Genomic DNA, 17,760 nt, shown 5'->3' with positions numbered 1-17,760 from the left:
ATTTAGAGAAAGAAATCCAGGCGGAAATAGATCGGCGCTTCACGCTCAGTGATCGGCGCCGGTCGTTCCAAAGAGTGGGCAAAGGTCACGGTGGCGGCGACGTTATGGCCGCGTGCAAACAGCTCCACCGAGTTGCTGGTCATGCGCCCGTGCTGTTCGGCGTTATAGCGGTCGCGGCGGATCACGCCCTGGTCATACCCCAGGCTGGTGCCGTACTCGCTGAATACCGGCTGCATCCAGGCCCAGGTCACCGGGCGGCTCCAGCGCAGGTCGTTGCGCCAGTAACCGCCACTGTCGCCGGCCAGGCTTTGATCCTTGTAGCCGCGAATCGACGACTGCCCACCGAGGCTCATGCGCTGAGGGCTGAACAGCACATCTTCGCTGCGCTGGCCGGTCATCAGGCTGCTGAAACTGAACGACTCGCCCCACAGCTTGAACGGGTACAGGTAGCTCAGGGTCGCGGTGTATTTGCGATAGCGCGCATCGGCCTGGCCGGGGCGCGGGTTGTGATTGGCCTGGGCGTCGAACGCACCGATGCCATCCTGCATGCCCAGGTCGATGTTGAGGAATGAGCCACCGATGCGTCGACCATGGTTAATGCCGAACTGGGCTTCGCTGAGGCGGTTGCTGCTCAACGCGAGCTTGCTGTCCTCGATGAAGTTGTTGGTGCGCAGGTACGCCACGCCGGTGCTGAGGGATGTTTTGCTCAGGGCATCGCGATGGATCACGCGCTCCAGGCGCAACTGATGATTTTGGCTGTCGCCCGATTGCTTGAAATTGAAACCGCTGGCCTGGGCCAAGGAGCGATATTCGGTTTCGCTGTAGGTGTAATTGAGGTTCCACCAGCCGAACGGCAGGCTGTAGTTGAGCATCGAGTTGCGCGAGGTTTTTTGGTGATCGCTTAGCGCATCGTGGCCGCCGCGCAACAAGAGTTGATCGGCCAGGCCGAGAGGATTATCCCAATCCAGATTGACGCCCCACTGCTGCTCCCCCGTGCTGCGCTGGCCACCATTGTGGCGCGACAGGCCAATGCGCCAGGGCTTTTGTGGAGTGTTTTTGACCAGCACTTCGCTACCGCCAACGGCTTTGCCCGGTGCCAATTCCATCTGCGCCTGGTTGGAAGGCAAGCGGTTCAGTTGATCAACCATCTGCTCAACTTCCCGCAGATTGAGCAGATCGCCCGTTTTTCCGGGGAAGCTCATAAACAGCTGGCGGTCGGTGATGCCACTGCCTTCTGCGCCCTTCATTCCCTCCAATCGGCCCTCGACCACCTGCACCTTCAGGTTGCCGCTGGAAAGGTCTTGCTGTGGCAAGTACGCGCGGCTGGTGACCCACCCTTTGGCCATGTATTGGTCGGTGATGACCTTGAGCAATTCATTGAGCTGAGGCACGCCGAGGCATTGGCCGATGTAAGGCTTGAGCAAGTTGCTGCGCTCGCGCTCGGACAAGGCATCGGCACCACTGAGGTCGACGGTTTTGATGGTGAAGCAACGAGTGTCGGTGGGCGCCGCCTGCTTGCTAGGCGCTACGATTTTTCCGGGCAGGTCCTTGAGTTCTTCAAGGCGACGTTGTTGCTCTTCGAGCAAGCGATCCTGGCGGTCCCGGATCAGGTCGGTGACGCCTGGAGCATTCTGCAGGGGCGCGGACTCGACCATCCCGACGGTGCCCAGGCAAAAAAAAGCGGACAGCAAGCTGAGCCTGGTCCGACGTACCAAACGCCACATTTCTAGATCCCTCTACATGGCTTTGTGCCATTAAACGGCGGCGATATTAGGTTGGCGTTTTAATGACGTCAATTAAAGTACTGATTTGTTTGAATTTTGGTACATCCAACCATCAGTTTTGCGCTCTACGAAAGTGAGCCACCGTCAGGGCGGAACCGCCAGTGGCCACACCCGCTGCAACGGATGTGTCCACCACCCGCTACCACGCGCACGCGATGTAAAGGTACCTGCACGTCATCGTTGGCGAACTTCGCTGGCAAGCCAGCTCCTTGCAGAGGATGGTATTGAACCGCAAGCAAATGACGTTGTGACCAACGCCCGCAAATCGGCTACCCATTGGGTTAAGTTTGGGAAAACGCTTCGCGTATGACTCCAGAGTGGCGGAGGGAGTCTGCGAAACGAAGGGCGTCTTTGATCTTGTGACTCATCAGGGGGGAACACCAATGAGCGAGTCGGCCGCGAACTAAAGGTTATTTGAATTCAAAGTACTCTTTCATCATCTCAATAGGCTTCATCGGCTCCACTTTCAAGAAACCCAACACCTCAAAAAACCACGAAAGGTTATCTCCCAAAACAGCGATATCGTCCTCATCATTCGACAGTAAGCAAATGGCCAGCCGGGCCATCAAGACGTCCCGATCCTGAAACGCTCGCACGGCGCCTTTTTCGTCGATTTTTGCCCACCAGACCGCAGCCTGCGCCTTGCACTGTTCAATGGGAATATCCCCGGCCACATAGGCTTTCACCAGAAGCAAAGGGTCCTGCTCGCAGTCAGAGAACTTGATATCCAAGGCCTCCAGAACCTGGATCAAGAATCCGATCTGGTGTTTGAGCGCAGCGCAACTATCAGCTGTTCGAACAATGGAACCCACATTAAATTTCTTAAAATCGAATGCATTCATACATCAACCTTAAAACTGTGCAAAAGATCGCTGCAGGGTGGGCAGAGCGCGTTATGGGAAACAGGCCATTCTCCCAATAAAGGGCCCAGGTCCTGAAACGCTGGCGGTGATGTTGACACGATCATCATCGGGGATGCCGATAGCCTGTGGCCGAGTCCCCCTGAGGAGTTGCTCGTCTCCAGGCCGGCCCGGCTCATTCGTCCTGGTCTTGCTCTAACCGGTTGCGCAGCTGGTTCAGCACACGGTGGGTCGTCTGGATCTCATCGACTTCCAGCCCCTGAGCAAGGTCGTTGATCCAGGGCGCTTGAAGCTTCAATGCCTGATCGAATGCCGCCTTTCCAGCCTCCGTCAGCACCACCAGTTGCGCTCGGCGATGGTGAGGGTTCGGTTGAAATTCCAACAGGCCATCCTTCACCAGATCGTTGACGATCCGCTGAACATTCTGCCGATTCGCGCCCATGTCGCGGGCAATCCACGAGACGGGCTGCGCCCGATCGGCAGCGACGATCGTGCCAAGTAGCTGCCAGCGGGCACTGGTGAGGCCTATCTCAGCCACCAGGCGATCGCCTGCGGTGAGCATGCGCGCACTGGCTCGAAAGAGCTCAAGGACCAGATCGGTCATGGCGCGTCCAGCGGGGGTGTGGTTTGGTTTTTTCATGCCGCGAACTTTTCCACATTGACATCATGATGTCAATCAAGCTAGTTTTATCCATAGCACCATCTTGTCATCATGTTTACATCTTGGAGACCGCCATGTTGTCCATTCGCCCGCTTGATCCTGTAGTCCCCATCCATCAGCAACTCCAGTGCAGCGAGTCACCGGTGGTGCTGGTCAACCTGTTCAGCGTCGACGAGGACGATATACCCGAGCTTCTGCGTGCCTGGGAGCTGGATGCCAACTGGATGAAACAGCGTGCCGGTTACATTTCCACGCAGCTCCACCAGGCCATCGGTGGCAGCTGCATGTTCCTGAACTACGCCGTATGGGAGTCGGTGGAGCGCTTTCGCGAAGCCTTCAATCACCCGGACTTCGCCAACGCCCTGGGCCGTTACCCCTCAAGCGCCCTGGCCATGCCCCATCTGTTCACCAAGGTAGCCGTGCCGAACATCTGCACGGCTTGAACACCGCCCCATTGACTGACGGAAAGCGCCCCATGCTCAAACGACTCCACCTCACCGCCAGCCTGCTGGCCCTGCTGTGCATCGCCACGTTCTTTGTCTCGACCCTGCTGGTGGAAAGCATGGGCACCCGACATGCGATCGCTCAGCTCAAGCAACTGATCGTGAGCCCCGGGCTCTGGGTGCTGATCCCGGCGATGGCAGTGGCAGGAGCCAGCGGCATGGGACTGAGCCAGGCGCGACAGGGACGCCTGATCGCCTCGAAGAAAAAACGCATGCCCTTCATTGCCGCCAACGGCCTGTTGGTGCTCGTGCCCTGCGCAATTGCGCTCAACCGGTGGGCGTCGGCTGGCAACTTCGACACGGTTTTTTACCTGGTGCAGATCATCGAACTGATCGCCGGGGCCACCAACCTCACATTGATGGGGTTGAACGTGCGTGATGGTTTGCAGCTTAGCGGTCGGTTGCAGAGGGCCATGCCTCAGGGCCGGTAGGCCATGCGTTGCCTGGACCGACGCCTTCGCTGGCAAGCCAGCTCCTACGGAGAACGCGTCCACCCTTATCCAGGAAAAATGCGAGTCAAGCTTTCTACCGAGGAGATGACCAAGAGGATAACTCGAAGGGCTAGGAGAGATAAAACCACGGAATGCTCCATACTTGGCATTGATCACAACCCGCAGTAAACAGCACAAAACAAGTGCTTGGCCCTTTTAGTACATCCATCCTCTGCTGACTCAGCCACGTTCGATACGGTGGCCGAAACGTGCCAGACACCCTCTTGGTAAAGGGCTACCAATGCCGGCCGGTACTGGATCCCACCTCTGATCACCGCCTACGCTCAGCCTTGCTCCGCAAAGTCTGGGTGAAAGCATTGGCAATACCTCGCTGCTCCATTAAACGCAGCACATTCAGTGCTTGCTCCGGATCTTTCAACTGCTCCAGCTGATAGTTGGCTTCATCAGCGTAAAACACTGGATTAAGGTTGCCAGCGTTTATCTTTTTCCAACGTAACTCCGACGCAATGTGACCTTCACCCAAGGCCTCCAGCACCTTGCCACGGATGGCATCAGTGTGGTCATTGCTGCTCCGATTACACTCAGCCAGTTCAAGGATGCGCAGGGCTTCCTTGGGATCGTTCTTTGCCACCAACTGGTAACTTGCTTCGTCGTTGTAGGCCACAGGGTTTTTAGCATTAGTCTTGATCTGCTCGTTCCGTTGCAGTGAAGCAGCCTCAGTCTGCCCAGTTGCCTCCAGACAATCAGCCTCAATGCTGAGCACATAGTCATTAATGGCTTCAGGGTATCGCTCACGGTACCCGGCCAACCGACGCAGGAACTCCTCGGCGCCAACAGGTCCACGTGCACGCAGAGCCTTGCCAAGATTAGCCAGATTGCGCGGATTTTCTGGAGATAACTCCAATGCATGCTCAAAAGACTGCAGTGACTGGCTATTGACCAATCCGGAGATTTTTTGCTGGCCCTCTCCCAGGAAACTCCACGCTTTGGGGTCTCTAGGATGCAATCGCACCAGCAGTTGCAATACATTGACCTGGGCTTGTAACGGCGCATGGTTAGCGTGCATTCGAATTTCATAACCCCAGAGTTTTTCAGCACTCCAACCGGCTTGCCCACGCAGCAGATGCTCCACCCAGTCGCCCATCTCCGCAGTCGCTCCAGCATTCAACAGGTGATGGCAAGCTTCATTGGCCCGTTCGATGTTCACACTGCTGAGTCGCCGAGTATTACCGAGCTGACGCTGCCAGCAACGCCCGACCTGCAGATGCAACCTTGCCGCCACAGTGTCAGCCGCCGGCAGAGCCTGATCTTCATGTTCCTCCAGCTCTGCGGTTTTCAGTTGCTCACGGCAGATCCAACTGCTGATGAAACCGTGCAGATAAAAGCGCTGGCCTTCGGCATCGACCGGCAATAGACAACGGCGCTCTAGCGCCTGCCAGCCCCCCCCAGCACTCAGAGCTTCTTCCAGCCAGTCGGCATGATCATGCGGGATACCCACCCGATATAACGCCAAGGCCTGAAGCAGGTCACGCTCTTTGGGAGCAAGGACTTTTCTGTACAGCTCACCCAGCAGACCTTCCTCGACTTTGCCGAGCAGCTCTTGGCGCAGATGCTGATACACCCGCCAGGGTGATTGTTTCTTTCCATATGCCACTTCAATCAGCAACCGAGTCGCCAGAGGATGCGCCTGTTGCCCATGGCCACCGCCCAGCCACTGGTACAAAGACTTGAGATTCTGCCCGCTATAGCTCCATTCACTTTCCTGTCCGCTGGGCGCAGAGGCGTTGAGAAACTCGCTCAGACTGAGCTTGTCCAGTCCAGGCACTTCTTCAAGGTGGCAGTCCGCGCCAAAACTTCCTGGCTCGGGCCTCTCGCGCAGCTCGAAAATCCAATACCAATTCGCAAAGGCCTTGCGCAACGCAGTCACTAGGGTGAATAGCTCCAGCTTCTTCCACTGCTTGTCCGCCAGCAGCAGATGGGCACGATCAATCCAGATACACGCGGGCCGAGAGTTTGGATAGCGTTGTTGCAGGCTCCTGATCTGTTCTAGCAGCGATCCTTCAGGTACAACCGGACACTCACTATGGTCGTTGAGCAAATTCAGCAATTGGCGAAATAACTCGCCCGGTGTGGTATCGGCAGCCACGGTAATGTGCAGCGACTCCAGGCTGGCCAGAGGTTCTTGCTGATGGAGTGCGCGAATCAACTCGCTCTTTCCGTTGCCACGCATACCGTACAAAGCCAGCGCCGGTTTTTCCCGCAAGTGATGGGAGAGTAGCTTGAGCAATCCATCACGGCCAAATAGGGTACGCTTGGAGCTCGCCGGCTCAGGCGCCTCTGCCGGCAGGGCTTCTGGCCCAGCGATGGATACAACGGACTCGGGCGTCACGTTTCTCTGAAGCTGCAGGCCGGACTTAAGGTGCCATTGTCCTATGGGGGCGTGTTTCGCTACCGGTGCGATAACCCAGCCTTGCTGATAGGTATACAGGTGGATGCAACACTCACCCGTGACCCGATTCAACCGAGTCAGATTGATGCCAAACTGATCCGGGGTAGAGGCCCCAGTGGCGCCTGCAGCCACTTGCACGCAATTATCGGTCGGGCGAACCCAGGCAGTGTGTGTATGACCATGCAACAGGAAGTGCAGGTCTTTGCTGGCACGCTGTTCTGCCTCGTGGTGCTCGGCTACATTCAGCCAGTCAAAGGGATGATGGATAAGACCGATCTTCAGATCAGCTCCGCGCAACCCATTAGCCATATAGTTGAATTGCCATTGCCCAGCCAGCCAGACATGTCGATCATCCTCTGGGCCGGCACAGCTCCAAGCCGAGTTGAACCCCGCTACGCCAACCTTCCAGCCATCCACTTCAAGCTGCTTAGCATAGAGATGGTAATTCTCCCAGTGCAGCTCTGGTCGGTAACCCTGCACAAACTGACCGTACTCCTTCAAGCGTTCCATCGCCGAGCGATGATCCTTGTTGCCGGAGTCGAAACGCTGATTGATGGCCGAGACATGATCTACCGCGCTGTCAGCCATAGCGATCAGGTGGTCCTGCTGATCGCTCAATATTTCTATTCGGTTGACGTCATGGTTGCCAGGCACCATGAACAACCGCTCGCGTGGCAGCCCGCAGCAATTCAGCAGTTCATCGAAGAAACTAGCTGCCTCCTCGTACTGCTGCCGCAGCGGTGCCCCACTGGTTTCACCAAAAGCAATATCCCCAGTGCAAAACACCAAGTGCGGTCGCGGCAGACTGCCACAGATGAAAGCGGCCTGCAGAAAGTCCAACAACTCCCGCCGTACATGGTCATCACGCCAGCCTGTCTTGGGATGAAAGTGGATATCGGAAAGATGTAGCCAGATCAGCTCCTTGCCTGCAGACACGCTCGTAGATTCCTTGAGAGTAATCCTGCGACGATATCATATAGCCATAGGGCATGTCTGTCGGGCAGGCCCAGTCAAATTGCCTGGGGGGACGCTGGGGGTGGAAGGAGATTTACGGTGATCATGAGCACCGGCCGGTTTCGACAAAACATCCCATACCCGCCCAAGTCGTACCTTTGTCTAGACCCTAATGACCGCTGCCGGCCGTGAGAAACCTAAAACCATCTGTAACTGCCTCCGCTTCTAGTACTAGGATTTCCGGAGGAAGCGCTGAGATCTGACGTATCGCCAGCTCGCCCGTTGATGTAACCACTAGATATCCCCCGTGTTTGCTTTGGCACCCTACCTGACTCATCTGCGCGGACAACACTGCGATCTTCAAGATTAACTCTCGGAAGCGTTTTTACACACTCTGGGCCGCAAGATGTCGCTCAAGACCACCTGCAACAATTGAATGACATACGTGCTGCAGCCGCTACTAACGTGTTGATGCACATTTTCAAACCGCTCACCCAATGCTCTATGTCCGCATCCGGTATCACCCTTTGAGCCCAGACAACCTTCGCCGATCGACTCAAAACGCAGCAGTGACTGCCCACAAAGGTCATTGTCCTGGAAGCAACCCTCAAACCTTGAACCGCGCCACCAACCGATTCAGCTCAATCGCCAGATTGGCCATCTCCCCGCAGGCACTGGCCGTCTGGCTGGCCCCCGCCGAGCTCTGAATCGACAACTCACGAATACTGGTCAGGTTCTGATCCGCCTCGCGCGCCACCTGGGCCTGCTCTTGCGAGGCGGTGGCAATCAGCAGGTTGCGCTCATTGATCTGGGTGATCGCCTGAGCAATCTGCTTGAGCGACACATCGGCGTTCTGCGCCACCGAAATCGAGCTGTTGGCCATCTCCGCGCTGACGTTCATGGCACTCACCGCCTGGGTCGAATCGGCCTGGATCGCGCTGATCATCTGCTCGATTTCCTGGGTCGACTGCTGGGTGCGGTGGGCCAGGGCCCGCACTTCATCGGCCACCACCGCAAAGCCCCGGCCCTGCTCACCGGCGCGGGCGGCTTCGATGGCGGCGTTGAGGGCCAGCAGGTTGGTCTGCTCGGCGATCGCGCGAATCACTTCCACCACTTTGCTGATGTCCTGGGCCCTGCCGGACAGCGCCTTGACCTGCTCGCCGGTGCTGGCCACGTTGCCGGCCAGGCCTTCGATGGCCTTCAGGGTCTGGGCCACGTTCTCGATGCCGGAACGGGTGAACTCCATGGACTCGCGGGACGACTGCGCGGCCGCTTCGGCGTTGCGTGCCACCTCGTCCACCGCGGCGCTCATTTCAGTCACCGCGGTGGCTGCCTGGCTGACTTCGTCGTTCTGCCGCACCAGCCCGCGGCTGGCGTCTTCGGTCACCGCGGTCATTTCTTCCGAGGCCGAGGCCAGTTGGGTCGAAGAGTCGGCGATGTGGGCGATGGTTTCCCGCAGGTTGCTCTGCATCTTGGCCAGGGCGGCCAGCAGGCGACCGGCTTCATCGCGGCCATTGACCCCGATCTCCCGGGACAGGTCGCTGCCGGCGATGCGCTCGGCCACCGCCAGGGCATCGCCGATGGGCGCGGTGATGCTGCGGGTCAGCACGGTGGCCAGCACCACGGTGAGCACCACCGTCACCCCCATCAACACCAGCACCAGCGTCAGGCCGCTGTTGTACACCGACGAAGCGGTGATCCCCGCCTGCCTGGCGCCCTCGTCATTGAAGTCCGAGAGCTTGTCCATCTTCTCCTGCATGGCGTTGGTCATGGGGCTGATGCGGGTGTTGATCAAGGTGATGGCCGCGGCGTTGTCACCGCTGCGCAGCAGCGGCTCCAGCTCGTCCATCAGCTTGAAGTAAGCCTGCACATCGGTCGCCACCGCCTGGTACAGCTCACGCTCCGCCGGCCCGGTGATCAGGGGGACGTACTGGCTGATGGTGTTCTGCAGGGCGCTTCGGTAACCGCTCAAGGAGGCGATGCGGGTCTGGCGTTGTTGTTCGTCGGTGGTCACGGTGATGCGGATGCTTTCCAGGCGCAGGCGCAAGATGCCGGTCTTCATCTTGCCGATCTCGCGGATGCTGGCCATCCAGTTGGTCTCCACATCCTGTTCCGCGTCTCGCAGCTTGCCCATTTGCAGCACCGCGACAATGCCCAGGGCAAACACCACCAGGACAATGAGCGAGAAAAAGGCGGCAGACCTTGGAGCAAGATTCATTGTCCTGACGTTCATTTTTTATCTCTCTAATAGAATGGTCGGTACTTCACTGCTGTCATTCCACGCTATCGACTGAGTGTCAGAGAGCTGTAAACAAGCCGACGACTGGGGTAGCGGCCCACCCGGCACGGCAACGTCGATACTCACTCGGGTCAATCCAGGCCTGTCGGGATTGCAGGCCACACTCCGTCCTCCTGCGCCCATGAACCGCCTCCCGGGCAGGTGAGCATCAGTTAAGTCGAATAACGCGGCCCGCGCCGTCTCGATGCTTCGGGGCAATGGCACCTGGAGCCCGGCGTCTATCCACCGGGGGGCCTAACAAGCCATAGCAGATGATGGCATTTTGTCACTGCCGTCGATCCGACCGCTCTTGAAAACCGCTCGGCCAGGTTGCGCCTGAACGGGGCAAAAACCGACTGCCCACTGAAGAATCCAGCCGCTACGGCATACAATGCCGCCCTCAACCGCCTGAAGGATCAGCCATGTCCATCACCAACCCAACAGTCATCGATATCTGGGCAATCCCCAAATCCGCGCCCGACAGCCTGCTGTTGATCATGGTCGACCCTCTCGAATGGGGTGACGAAGCGGCGCACAGCGAGCACCTGCTCCTGCTGCAGGAGAAGATCAACACCTACATCACCTTTATCGAAAGTGAGGAGATCTACCGCGAAATTCCCGATGCCCGCGGCAGGCAGCTGATGATCCGGGTCCTGGGTTTGCACGAGCTGCCCGAGCAGGTCGATTGGTTTTTCAAACGCATTGGCGAGATCCTCAACGAGCGCGGCATTGGCTTTGATTTCGAGCTGAAAGTGACCGAAGAGGCTCCCGGCCTGTAGCTCGCCAGCTGCGCGCTGCCCCTCGGTCGAGCAGCGCGCAGCACCACCTTATGCCGGCAGGATCAGCGCCCGGTTAAGCGCAATGAAATCCACATGCCGCTCATGGGAAAAGCCCTCGATCACCTCTTGCAGGTGCACATGCTCCAGGCCATCGGCCGCCATGTCAGTTGCAGCCTTGATCAGGAACTCACCCAGCGCCCTGAGCGTGTCCGGCTCGGCGAGAATCGAGATCTCGTCCAGCTGGATGCTCTGCTCACTGCCCACCGCGGTTCCCTGAACGCTAAAGCGTTTCAACGTTGGCAAAGGTCGAACTCCTGTACCCGTAGGTCATGCTCAAATCGAGGTCATGAGCAAGGTTTGCCCCATCCCCACTACTGCAAGGGCACATAAATATCCGTCAGCCACTGCTCCAGTGGGGTCTGCGGATAAATACTCAGGTATTCAAAGAACATCGGCTGATCCCGCAGTTCCTCGCCACTGCCCGGCAACCAATCGCGGTAGATCGGGTAGATGCTTTCACCAATGTGATCCGGCGAGCCCACATGCCGCACCACCGCATAGCGGCCACCGGCAATCTGCATCTGGCCAATACCCGCCTCATTGGCCACCACCGGCTCATGAATCTCGCCGCAGATGGCAAAGCGGAATTCCTGCGGCGCCGTGGTATCGGGGTTGTTGAAGGGAATGCCAAAACTGCGACTCGACGCCACCGGCGACTGTCCGCTCTGCATCCGCCAATCGATGAACCTGCGCACGCTTTCATTGACCAGCTCGGCAGGCCCGCAGTGCTCCAGCGCTGCAACCCGGATGTCGGCAAAGTCCACGATTCGTACCTGCATGATGATGCTCCTGGAAAAATGAGGGATGGCAAATACCGCATTCCAGACCTGCCAGTTCGGCTGCTTCCTGAACGCACTCGGGCTCATGCCGAACGCCCGTCTGAACGCCCTGGAAAACGCCTCGGGGCTTTCGAAACCGGCGCCGAGCGCGGCCTCCAGCACCGAGTAGTCCGCCCGGGACACCAGACGATGGGCCGCACCGCGCAAGCGCATCAGTTGCACATAACGTGCAACCGGCACGCCGACGAAGGCGGTGAATTGCCGATGGAAGTGAAACTCGGAGAAGTTCGCCACCCGGCTCAACGTCTTCACCGACAGATCGCCTTCAAGGTTCTCATTGATGTAGGCCAGTACCGCGTTGAAGCGTTTGGCGTAGGCGGCGTTGATCGACAGGTCAGGCACTGGGCAAAGGCTCCGGGAATAACGGTAGGCACAGGATCGGCTATCCCGGCAGGCACGCGCCTAGCCGCTCTTGCTCAAGGTGCACCCGGGTGGTTCGTGGCAGCCGCCCGGGGAAAGGCCTTGAATCACCCCGCGCCGTGATTGTCCTCATCATTCGACAGCAAGCCAATGGCCTGGCGCGCCAGCAACACAGAGGCGCTCCTGTTTGATAACGGCAGCGGCGCCGACCGAGCGGCCGCTTGACCTCACTGGCCGCTACCGCACACCAGGCCGCTCGCATGATGGTTTATGGCGTCGCCGCCAAAGAACGGATATTTTGCAGCCCCCGTTCAGCGGGAGCATTACTCACACCTCAACACAAGGAGTTGCAATGGGCATCTCGCTCCCCCTCTGGCTCATTCTCACGGCAATGACCGCTTACGCGGCCAGTACACGTGGGCGCTCGGGGCCAAGATGGTTTGCAATCGGGCTGTTCTTTCCGGGTGTCGCCCTGCTTGCCCTGTGGTTGATGCCCCGGCTGGCCAAGACCGGCGTTGACGCGCTGGTGCATGAAGATCTGCGCCCTTGTCCTGCCTGCGGCCAGGACATCAAGGCCAACGCCTCACGATGCAAGCGCTGCGGTGCCGACGTGGAGCCTATCGCCTTGAGGGATCGCAGCGGATGGGTGGCCCGCATCACCCCGCAAACCGATGAAGACTTTGCGCGCATGGCGGCCCAGATGGGGCTCATCGATATACCCACGGTTCTCGATGAACCACCGCACCTTTTTGCCGGCCCCTTCGAAGAAAAGGCCGAGGCACAAAATACCCTCAACTACCTGAAGTCCGAGCATGGCCTGGATGGGCTGGTGACCTGGCGCTCAGTGACCCGGTAAATGGAATGCTTGCCAGCCGACCTCGTTAAGGATCAGACGTGTCCATCACCAATCCAAAAGTCATCGATTTCTGGGCAATTCCCAAAGACCCGCCCGACAGCCTGTTGCTGGTGATGACCGACCACCTCGAATGGGGCAGCAAGGCGGAACAAGGCGAACACCTGCTGTTGCTGCAAGAGAAAATCAACAGCTACATCGCCTTCATCGAAGGTGGCCAGATCTACACCGAGATCCCCGGCGCCTATGGCAAGTACCCGATCATCCAGGTCGTAGGCTTGTATGAACTGCCCGAGCAGGCCGAGTACTTCATGGCCCGGGTTACCGAAACCCTGAATGAGGTGGGCATTGGCTTTGAGTTCGAACTGCGGGCCGACGAGCGGATTCGCAACATGTAACTAGGCCGCAATGCGCTACCTCAGGCAGGCTTGATCAGCGCCCGGTTGAGGGCAATCACATCCACATGCGCTTGGTGCGAGAAGTGCTCGATCACGTCTTGCAGGTGCACGTGCTCCAGGCCATCGGCCGCCATGTCAGTTGCAGCCTTGATCAGGAACTCACCCAGCGCCCTGAGCGTGTCCGGCTCGGCGAGAATCGAAATCTCGTCCAGTTGAATGCGCCTGTCGCTGCCCACAGCGGTGCCATGCACGGTAAATTTTTTCAGCGTTTTCAACGATTGAATGCCTGTATCCATGGGTCATTTTTGAGGGGTGAGTCCGCAGCGAAAACCAGCGCCTGCAAAGCGATGGTCGGCCCCTTACTGCACCGGCAGAAAATTCATCAGCAACAGACTCTGCGCATAATTGAAGCCCACCCGCCGATAGCGCTCATCCAGAATCTGCGTCAGCAAATCCAACCGCGCCACAATCTTGCCGAACTCCACGGCAAAACTCAGGTTGCTGCCCTCCTCGGAAATCTCGTTGGAGAACAGCAACAGCACCCCATTGGCATCCTGGCGCTGGCTCAGCAGCCAGGTGGCTTTTTCAATATTGCGCGCCGCATTGCTGATGAACTGCGGGTCGATGGTATCGGTCATGTAGAACTCGGTCCGCCCGCCATGGGCGGTGACCAACATGCTGCCAATGGCATAGATGAAGGCGCCGACCCGATCCCCCTCAAACTCCGGGCTCAACGAGTAACTCAAGGCCGCCAGGTCGCGGCGATCTCCCAGGGCCGGCAGCGGCTGGCGTTTTTCGATGGCGTTGCGGATCTCGCGCTGGGCCGTGGTGCCGTCGGGGAACCCCGACTTGCGCCACTGGCTGGGATTGCGCAGGTAGAGCTTGCCCATCAGCAGGTACAGGCTCTGCAGGTTGTCGCGCATGCCAATGGTGGCCATGCGATCGACGCTGGTCTGGAAGAATTCGTCAGGCTTGCCTTCACGAAACTGTTTGGCGATATCGCGCCCTTGCTGCTGGGTGCAGGCCGTGGTGCCAAGCATCAGCAGCGCCACCAGGAAAAGGCGCGCAAAGCGGGTTTGCATCATGCAAGAAGAGGGAGCGTAGGCCATCGGCACCGGGTCGAAATTCACGGGCTGCGGCGGGGATCGGCGCGGCCAGGCCTGGTGATAGAACGCAAAACTGTAAAAAAGTGCGATGGCCGCTGCCGACCATCGCCAAATCGCTCACTCAGGAGCGTCGCAACTGACCGGGGGACACGATGATCTTGACGTTGTGTTCCTTGTTGTTGACCAGTTCCTCGAAGCCCTGGCCGACGATCTCTTCCAGCTGGATGCGCCCGGTCACCAGCGGCGCAATGTCCAGCCGGCCATCGGCGATAAAGGCGATCACATCGGCGAACTCACCGTTGTAGGCCAGGGCCCCGAGCACCTGTTTCTCGGTGGCCACCAGTTCGAAGAAGTTGAACTCGCTGGGCTCTTCGAAAATCCCCACCAGCACGCATTTGCCGGCCTTGCGGATCAGGTCGATGGCCAGCTTGGCGGTGTGCTTGTTGCCGATGCACTCGAAGCTGACATCGGCCCCCAGCCCGCCGGTCAGGCGCTTGACCTCGGCCAGGGCGTCGCATTCCTTGGGGTCGAGCACGTGGGTCGCGCCCACTTCCCGAGCCTTGGCCTTGCGCGCGCCGGACATTTCCAGGGCGATCACCTGGGCCGCGCCGGCGGCCTTGGCGCACATGATGGTGCACAGGCCGATGGTGCCGGCGCCGACCACCACCACGTTCTGCCCCAGCAGGCTGCCGGCCTTTTTCACCGCGTGCATGCCCACCGCCAACGGCTCGATCAAGGCCCCGGCCTCGGCGGGAAAGTTCTCCGGCAAGGCGTACAGCAGATTGGCCGGGACGTTGACCAGCTCGGCAAAGGCGCCGTTGTTCATCAGCCCGGTAAAGGCCAGGTTTTCGCAGATGTTGTACAAGCCATGGGTGCAGTAGTAGCAGGTGCCGCAGTGCTGGCAGGCGTCGGCGGCCACCGGCTGGCCGACACTGAAACCCTGGACCCCTTCGCCCAGGGCGACGATCTCGCCGCAGAACTCGTGGCCGAGGATGCACTGGCCTTTGATCCCGGTCAGCGGGTGCGGCGCGTCCACCGGAATGAACACCGGCCCGGCCACGTATTCGTGCAGGTCGGAACCGCAGATGCCACACCAGTCGACGCGAATCTGCACCCAGCCGGCGGGTGGCGCGTCGGGCAGCGGTACGTCTTCGACGCGGATATCGTGGCGGCCGTGCCAGACCGCGGCGCGCATGCTCGGGACGGATTTGAGGGAAACACTCATCTTGGCTTCTCCATATTCTTGTAGAGCTGCGACGGCCCCATGGCCGCCGCAGCACACCTCAGTGCTGGCGAATGAAGTCGAGGATCAGGCGGTTGACCTGCTCCGCCGCTTCCATCTGCAGCATGTGCCCCTGCCCCGGCAGCACCTCGATCTGCGCCTTGAGATCGGCGCTGTGGCTCGCTGGAATGATCCGGTCGTCGCTGCCCCAGATCACCAGCACCGGCTGCGCGCCGTCCTGCACCACCGGGCGCAGGTCGGCCTGCTGGCGGCCGGCGGCGAACAGCGTGTCGGCCAACTGCCCGAGGGCCGCTTGCACCCCTTCCAGGCGCTTGTACTTGAGCATGTCGTCGAGCATCTGCCGGTTCACCAGTTCGGCGTTGGAGAACAGCTGCACCAACTGCGGCTTCAGCGCGTTGCGGTTGCTGGCCTCGACAAAGCCTTGCAGGTAGTCGCCGTTGATCTCAGCGCCCAGCCCGGCGCTGCCGATCAGGGTCAGGGTGCGCACGCGGTCCGGCGCCAGCCGCGCGGTGTTGAGGGACACCGCGCCGCCCATGGAGTGGCCCACCAGATGGGCCACGGGAATCTCCAGGTGATCCAGCAATGCCAGCAGCACCTCGCTCAACTCATCCAGGTCGCCCCGTTGCAGGGCCTTGGCCGATTCGCCGTGGCCCGGCAGGTCAAGGGCAATCACCCGGCGCCCGGCAGCCAGGGCTTCGTGGTTGAACAGCCAGTTGTTGAGGTCGCCGCCAAAGCCGTGCACCAGCAGCAGCGGCGTACCGCCTTCACCGCGCTCGAAATAGCGGATCAGGCGGCCGCCCAGTTCGACCTTCTGCGGCGCCGGGCCGCTGTCTTCGTCGGCGCTGTCGCCGGGCACGAAGCTGGCCTGGAACTGCGCGATCACCGCGTCGATCTCGGCGTCGCTGGCTTCGCCTTCGACCACGATGCCCAGCAGCGCGCCCACCGCCAGGGTCTCGTCCTGGCGGGCGATCTGCCGGCGCAGGACACCGGAGAACGGCGCCTCGACGCTGCTGGATATCTTGTCGGTCTCCACGTCCAGCACTTCATCGCCCTTGCTGATGCTCTGGCCTTCTTCCTTGAGCCAGGCATCGACCCGGCCCTCGGTCATCGACAGGCCCCACTTGGGCATGGTCAGGGTATGGATCTGGCTCATCAGCGGCTCCACTCGATCACAGTGAGCACGGCTTGTTCGATCTTCGCCGCGTCGGGGATGTACAGGTCTTCCAGGGCGTCGGAGAACGGCACTGGGGTGTGGGGCGCGGTGACCATTTCGATCGGTGCCTTCAGCGACGCGAAGGCTTTCTGCGCCACCAGCGCCGAGATGTCGGTGGCCATGGAGCAGCGCGGGTTGGCTTCGTCGATCACCACCAGGCGCCCGGTCTTCTCCACGCTTTCCAGGATGCTGTCTTCGTCCAGCGGGCTGGTGGTGCGCAGGTCGATCACCTCGCAATCGATGCCGCGCCCGGCCAGGCTGCGCGCCGCGTCCAGGGCGGTGTTCACCGTGCGCCCGTAGGACACCAGGGTCACGTCCTTGCCATCGCGCAGGAAGTTGGCCTCGCCGAAGGGAATCGCGTAGGACTCTTCCGGCACGTCGCCCTGCAGGCTGTAGAGCAGCTTGTGCTCGCAGAAGATCACCGGGTCGTTGTCGCGGATCGCCTGGATCAACAGGCCCTTGGCGTCGTAGGGCGACGACGGGCAGACCACTTTCAGCCCGGGGATGTGGGTCCACAGCGAGGTGAGCATCTGCGAGTGCTGGGCCGCGGCGCGCAGGCCAGCGCCGACCATGGTGCGGATCACCAGCGGGGTCTGGGCCTTGCCGCCGAACATGTAGCGAAACTTCGCCGCCTGGTTGAGGATCTGGTCCAGGCAGCAGCCGGCGAAGTCGACGAACATCAACTCGCACACCGGGCGCACCCCACGGGTGGCAGCCCCCACTGCGGCGCCGACGTAGCCGATCTCCGACAGCGGGGTGTCCAGCACCCGTCCGGGGAATTGATGGTAGAGGCCTTTGGTCACCCCGAGCACACCGCCCCAGGCGTCGTTGTCGCCGGGGGCGCCGGCGCCGCCCGCCACGTCTTCACCCATGATGAACACGCTGGGGTCGCGCCGCATTTCCTGGGCCAGGGCTTCGTTGATGGCCTGCTGGTAACTGATTTTTCTCGCCATGATGGTGGTCTCTTG

Annotated in this window: 17 protein-coding genes and 2 pseudogenes; 5 read left to right on the top strand and 14 right to left on the bottom strand. The window is 59.9% G+C overall.

What is annotated here, in order from left to right; genetic code table 11:
• Positions 1 to 2: 2 nt before the first annotated feature.
• The 3 genes from Q8O96_RS02790 to Q8O96_RS02780 form a co-directional block, all read right to left on the bottom strand.
• Positions 3 to 1,724, bottom strand: coding sequence for a ShlB/FhaC/HecB family hemolysin secretion/activation protein (locus tag Q8O96_RS02790; RefSeq protein WP_305948306.1), 1,722 nt, complete (start codon positions 1,722 to 1,724; stop codon positions 3 to 5).
• Between the two features lie 470 nt (positions 1,725 to 2,194).
• Positions 2,195 to 2,626, bottom strand: a complete 432-nt coding sequence (locus Q8O96_RS02785) for a hypothetical protein (RefSeq protein WP_305948305.1) — start codon at positions 2,624 to 2,626, stop codon at positions 2,195 to 2,197.
• Positions 2,627 to 2,819: 193 nt separating this feature from the next.
• Positions 2,820 to 3,248 carry a MarR family winged helix-turn-helix transcriptional regulator gene (locus tag Q8O96_RS02780; RefSeq protein ID WP_110597098.1) on the bottom strand — a complete coding sequence of 143 codons (429 nt, stop codon included), beginning with the start codon at positions 3,246 to 3,248 and terminating at the stop codon, positions 2,820 to 2,822.
• 131 nt (positions 3,249 to 3,379) lie between these two features.
• Here Q8O96_RS02780 and Q8O96_RS02775 point away from each other — a divergent pair, with 131 nt between their 5' ends.
• Both Q8O96_RS02775 and Q8O96_RS02770 read left to right on the top strand, forming a co-directional pair.
• The gene (locus Q8O96_RS02775; protein WP_102880282.1) at positions 3,380 to 3,748 is read left to right on the top strand and encodes an antibiotic biosynthesis monooxygenase; all 369 of its coding nucleotides are present in this window, start codon (positions 3,380 to 3,382) and stop codon (positions 3,746 to 3,748) included.
• Positions 3,749 to 3,780: 32 nt separating this feature from the next.
• Positions 3,781 to 4,239, top strand: coding sequence for a hypothetical protein (locus Q8O96_RS02770; protein WP_305948304.1), 459 nt, complete (start codon positions 3,781 to 3,783; stop codon positions 4,237 to 4,239).
• Positions 4,240 to 4,570: 331 nt separating this feature from the next.
• Here Q8O96_RS02770 and Q8O96_RS02765 read toward each other — a convergent pair whose 3' ends face one another.
• The 4 genes and pseudogenes from Q8O96_RS02765 to Q8O96_RS31115 all read right to left on the bottom strand — a co-directional run.
• Entirely contained in the window at positions 4,571 to 7,645 is a 3,075-nt protein-coding gene (locus Q8O96_RS02765; RefSeq protein WP_305948303.1) for an AAA family ATPase, read from the bottom strand.
• A 205-nt stretch (positions 7,646 to 7,850) separates the two neighbouring features.
• Positions 7,851 to 7,958: pseudogene (locus tag Q8O96_RS02760) on the bottom strand (GNAT family N-acetyltransferase); the annotation flags it as partial.
• 312 nt (positions 7,959 to 8,270) lie between these two features.
• A complete protein-coding gene (locus tag Q8O96_RS31120) occupies positions 8,271 to 9,059 on the bottom strand; it encodes a methyl-accepting chemotaxis protein (protein WP_371826162.1) in 789 nt (262 codons plus the stop codon).
• A gap of 66 nt (positions 9,060 to 9,125) precedes the next feature.
• Positions 9,126 to 9,881: pseudogene (locus Q8O96_RS31115) on the bottom strand (MCP four helix bundle domain-containing protein); the annotation flags it as partial.
• Between the two features lie 482 nt (positions 9,882 to 10,363).
• Between Q8O96_RS31115 and Q8O96_RS02750 the strand changes: the two are divergent.
• A complete protein-coding gene (locus tag Q8O96_RS02750) occupies positions 10,364 to 10,720 on the top strand; it encodes a DUF6572 domain-containing protein (protein WP_102861825.1) in 357 nt (118 codons plus the stop codon).
• A 48-nt stretch (positions 10,721 to 10,768) separates the two neighbouring features.
• On the opposite strand, the gene Q8O96_RS02745 is transcribed toward Q8O96_RS02750, so the two are convergent.
• The gene (locus tag Q8O96_RS02745) at positions 10,769 to 11,023 is read right to left on the bottom strand and encodes a hypothetical protein (RefSeq protein WP_060843049.1); all 255 of its coding nucleotides are present in this window, start codon (positions 11,021 to 11,023) and stop codon (positions 10,769 to 10,771) included.
• Between the two features lie 68 nt (positions 11,024 to 11,091).
• Entirely contained in the window at positions 11,092 to 11,961 is an 870-nt protein-coding gene (locus tag Q8O96_RS02740) for a GyrI-like domain-containing protein (protein ID WP_115582022.1), read from the bottom strand.
• A 370-nt stretch (positions 11,962 to 12,331) separates the two neighbouring features.
• Here Q8O96_RS02740 and Q8O96_RS02735 point away from each other — a divergent pair, with 370 nt between their 5' ends.
• Both Q8O96_RS02735 and Q8O96_RS02730 read left to right on the top strand, forming a co-directional pair.
• A complete protein-coding gene (locus Q8O96_RS02735) occupies positions 12,332 to 12,835 on the top strand; it encodes a zinc ribbon domain-containing protein (RefSeq protein ID WP_305948301.1) in 504 nt (167 codons plus the stop codon).
• A gap of 38 nt (positions 12,836 to 12,873) precedes the next feature.
• Entirely contained in the window at positions 12,874 to 13,230 is a 357-nt protein-coding gene (locus Q8O96_RS02730) for a DUF6572 domain-containing protein (RefSeq protein ID WP_207816634.1), read from the top strand.
• Positions 13,231 to 13,250: 20 nt separating this feature from the next.
• On the opposite strand, the gene Q8O96_RS02725 is transcribed toward Q8O96_RS02730, so the two are convergent.
• The 5 genes from Q8O96_RS02725 to Q8O96_RS02705 form a co-directional block, all read right to left on the bottom strand.
• Positions 13,251 to 13,505 (bottom strand): hypothetical protein, encoded by a 255-nt coding sequence (locus tag Q8O96_RS02725; RefSeq protein WP_305948300.1) that lies wholly within the window; start codon positions 13,503 to 13,505, stop codon positions 13,251 to 13,253.
• Between the two features lie 84 nt (positions 13,506 to 13,589).
• Positions 13,590 to 14,312, bottom strand: a complete 723-nt coding sequence (locus tag Q8O96_RS02720; protein WP_240322081.1) for a hypothetical protein — start codon at positions 14,310 to 14,312, stop codon at positions 13,590 to 13,592.
• A 145-nt stretch (positions 14,313 to 14,457) separates the two neighbouring features.
• The gene (locus tag Q8O96_RS02715) at positions 14,458 to 15,531 is read right to left on the bottom strand and encodes a 2,3-butanediol dehydrogenase (protein WP_242553942.1); all 1,074 of its coding nucleotides are present in this window, start codon (positions 15,529 to 15,531) and stop codon (positions 14,458 to 14,460) included.
• Positions 15,532 to 15,619: 88 nt separating this feature from the next.
• Positions 15,620 to 16,732: an acetoin dehydrogenase dihydrolipoyllysine-residue acetyltransferase subunit gene (locus Q8O96_RS02710; protein WP_305948299.1), complete on the bottom strand. Its 1,113-nt coding sequence runs from the start codon at positions 16,730 to 16,732 to the stop codon at positions 15,620 to 15,622.
• The gene (locus Q8O96_RS02705) at positions 16,732 to 17,745 is read right to left on the bottom strand and encodes an alpha-ketoacid dehydrogenase subunit beta (RefSeq protein ID WP_250330885.1); all 1,014 of its coding nucleotides are present in this window, start codon (positions 17,743 to 17,745) and stop codon (positions 16,732 to 16,734) included. The genes Q8O96_RS02710 and Q8O96_RS02705 overlap by 1 nt, the downstream gene beginning before the upstream one ends.
• Between the last annotated feature and the right edge of the window lie 15 nt (positions 17,746 to 17,760).

This window comes from Pseudomonas sp. LPH60 (assembly GCF_030718165.1).
GTDB classification, from domain to species: Bacteria; Pseudomonadota; Gammaproteobacteria; order Pseudomonadales; family Pseudomonadaceae; genus Aquipseudomonas; species Aquipseudomonas danubii.
The sequence above is the reverse complement of the archived record's forward strand: the minus strand, read 5'-3'. Positions and strand labels throughout refer to the sequence as shown.

Coding starts and splice junctions, on each gene's coding strand:
- Q8O96_RS02750 (WP_102861825.1), top strand. CDS start 10,364: ATGTCCATCACCAACCCAACAGTCATCGATATCTGGGCAATCCCCAAA.
- Q8O96_RS02705 (WP_250330885.1), bottom strand. CDS start 17,745: ATGGCGAGAAAAATCAGTTACCAGCAGGCCATCAACGAAGCCCTGGCC.
- Q8O96_RS02780 (WP_110597098.1), bottom strand. CDS start 3,248: ATGACCGATCTGGTCCTTGAGCTCTTTCGAGCCAGTGCGCGCATGCTC.
- Q8O96_RS02775 (WP_102880282.1), top strand. CDS start 3,380: ATGTTGTCCATTCGCCCGCTTGATCCTGTAGTCCCCATCCATCAGCAA.
- Q8O96_RS31120 (WP_371826162.1), bottom strand. CDS start 9,059: ATGACCGCGGTGACCGAAGACGCCAGCCGCGGGCTGGTGCGGCAGAAC.
- Q8O96_RS02720 (WP_240322081.1), bottom strand. CDS start 14,312: ATGCAAACCCGCTTTGCGCGCCTTTTCCTGGTGGCGCTGCTGATGCTT.
- Q8O96_RS02770 (WP_305948304.1), top strand. CDS start 3,781: ATGCTCAAACGACTCCACCTCACCGCCAGCCTGCTGGCCCTGCTGTGC.
- Q8O96_RS02785 (WP_305948305.1), bottom strand. CDS start 2,626: ATGAATGCATTCGATTTTAAGAAATTTAATGTGGGTTCCATTGTTCGA.
- Q8O96_RS02715 (WP_242553942.1), bottom strand. CDS start 15,531: ATGCGCGCCGCGGTCTGGCACGGCCGCCACGATATCCGCGTCGAAGAC.
- Q8O96_RS02710 (WP_305948299.1), bottom strand. CDS start 16,732: ATGAGCCAGATCCATACCCTGACCATGCCCAAGTGGGGCCTGTCGATG.
- Q8O96_RS02790 (WP_305948306.1), bottom strand. CDS start 1,724: ATGTGGCGTTTGGTACGTCGGACCAGGCTCAGCTTGCTGTCCGCTTTT.
- Q8O96_RS02735 (WP_305948301.1), top strand. CDS start 12,332: ATGGGCATCTCGCTCCCCCTCTGGCTCATTCTCACGGCAATGACCGCT.